This is a genomic window from Paenibacillus naphthalenovorans (assembly GCF_900099895.1).
GTDB lineage: Bacteria > Bacillota > Bacilli > Paenibacillales > NBRC-103111 > Paenibacillus_G > Paenibacillus_G naphthalenovorans.
On record NZ_FNDY01000074.1, the window covers coordinates 1 to 2,319 of the forward strand.

Here is a 2,319-nt window from a genome sequence, read left to right on the forward strand (position 1 = left end):
TCATATTTCGGGTTACTCATATGCGTCCTCAGCGCATATTCGATTCGGTTATATGAAAATTTGCTGAGATATTCATAAATCTTCAAAACGACACTGTCTGAAATCCTATTGCTTTTACGTGTTCTGCTGATGAATTCTAGATATTGATCGACAACAGCCAACAAGTCTGAAGGATATCGGGTCCGGAAATTTAAAATTTCCGTGGATAAATCTTTATTGTCATTCTTGTCATTATTAACATTCTTGTTTATATTGTCGGGTTGTCGTTGCTTTCGAGCAGGCTCCGTAAGATTTTCGTCGTTGCCTTCATCGTTGCTTTCGTAATTTCTAAAATCCTGATAAAACCCGTAGTTATCAATGCCTATTAATAGTCCGTGCGTTGCTTTCGTCGTTGTGATCATCGTTGCTTTCGCGTTGCTTCCGTGTCCCCCTTCATTGGGTTTTCGTAACCACTCAAGAATTTGATAAATTTGATCCTTCGTTGGCTTTTCCGTCCTCGCTCCAACCTTCCATTTGCAGCCATCTATTATGTCGGGGATTGAGGTTCGAAGGTAACCACGCTGGAGGCCTTTGTATTCTGAATGTTGTGCTTTGGTAAGGAGATACACCCATACTTTTAAATACAAAGGCGGTTTTTCCCATATCGCGCTCTCGATGATCTTCCTTGCCAGCAGAATGCAGCCGCCCGGTATCAAAGGTTCTGACAAGGTCATCCACCCCGCTTTATTAATCCGGCTGTAATTCTTTCAAGAATTTATATCCGGCTATGAATCCTTCTATATACGCACCATCAGCCAAAAGCACAAAAAACGCCCCGAGTTCAGAATCTAGGTTAAGAAGCAGATCTTCATTTTTTTTATTTCCCGATTCTCCGATCTGCTTCAGAAGCTTGTCCACTTTAGTTCTCTGTTTGACATATCTTTCCTCACGCTCAACACCAAATCCGTCCGCGGCTTTCAAATGTTTGCGTGCCATTTCCTTTAGCACTTGGTTCATGCCTTCTTCGTAAAACTTTTCCGCTGCTTTATAATGATCAATCGGCACGTCGATTTTATGTTTATCCTGGACGGCGGACATTTTGTCATAAGAAATCACAGAAATTTTGCTCACGATAAGATCGCCTCCCCGAAAGCTGTATCCATCAGCTTTTCATAAAACCCGTCTACTATCGCAAGACAGATTGCTCCGAAGAATTCACAAATTTCCTTTTCATCGACAGAAGGCGATAATACGGACGCCAAATCCTCTGGCTCCGACCAAATATTCTCTGAGGTATGTTTACGCCAGTCATAATTGAGATGCTTGTACCTACCGGCATATGCTGCCATGTAATCCTCGGGGATATCACCGAAATGTTTCCGGAAAACAGTTAACAGTGTCATTTCCTTACTGCTAGTGGTTGTCAAGATATATTCTCCTCCCTAAGGCACCCTTGACGCCAAATCACCGGTAAGCTATAATGGCATGCAAGAGCTTTGCCTCGTGATTTTTAAGAAATCCCCTCGCGTCCCGTCAAGAACTGACGAGGAGATTTCGGATGAACTTACTCTCTCAATCGCCAAATTGAGGGAGCTTTTCATTTGAAAACCGCTACTAACGAAATTAATATGAATGCCATTGTCGGGCACCAGACGTACATGAACAATATGGTCCCGATCAGTTCCTTACGCGACATTCTCGGCCTCCTGCTAACCCATTCATGATATTGATCACTTCTAAATCATCCCGTACATAATGCTTGTATGTTCGCTCAATCCATTTTATTGCTTCATCCTTCGTTAACCGTCGCACTTCTTGCCGGATCGCAGCCGCTGTTTTCCCATACCTTCTCATTGATAGAAGTTTGTAGTATTCGTTCATGAACTGGACAGCCTTGGGGTTCCCCTCGTCCACCATTTCGATATATGTCCATTTGAGAAGACCACGGGCAGAAATCAAAAAATCCTCCTCTCCATCTTTTTTATGAAAATCAACTCCTTCTTGGTATATCAGCTTACTGATGTTTTCTTTCTTCAAGCGCCTCATCGTGACGCTTGGTGCATTGACTTGGGCATCGTACGAAACGAAACGTACGTTTCGATCGTAATCTGCGTCCCAACCCTCTTGTTCAAACGCCTTCAGCGTCAGCCTAATCCCTGCCGCAGCCTCCTCAATAGTCATTGGGTTAGGGTGGGTGATAAATTTCTTACCCGTGTACATGGCTACTGCGTATTTAGAGTAAGGATCGTCTTCCTTAATGGGAAAAACAAATATCTTACCTCCAAACTGCTGCCGAAAGTTTTCTGCTTTTTTCTCGATCTCAATTATGTTCAAGTAAAT

The 2,319-nt window shown here is 42.9% G+C and carries 3 protein-coding genes and 1 pseudogene; all 4 read right to left on the bottom strand.

Translation table 11 applies throughout. From position 1 onward, the window contains the following. Positions 1-707, bottom strand: a pseudogene (locus BLT35_RS25965) (hypothetical protein); the annotation flags it as partial. 19 nt (positions 708-726) lie between these two features. Continuing rightward, entirely contained in the window at positions 727-1,110 is a 384-nt protein-coding gene (locus tag BLT35_RS25970; RefSeq protein ID WP_074730227.1) for a hypothetical protein, read from the bottom strand. Further along, entirely contained in the window at positions 1,107-1,406 is a 300-nt protein-coding gene (locus BLT35_RS25975) for a hypothetical protein (RefSeq protein ID WP_074730228.1), read from the bottom strand. Before BLT35_RS25975 ends, BLT35_RS25970 begins: the two co-directional genes overlap by 4 nt. Before the next feature lie 250 nt (positions 1,407-1,656). Beyond that, positions 1,657-2,319, bottom strand: a 663-nt coding sequence (locus BLT35_RS27290) for a hypothetical protein (protein ID WP_175472075.1), incomplete at its 5' end; no start/stop codon positions are given.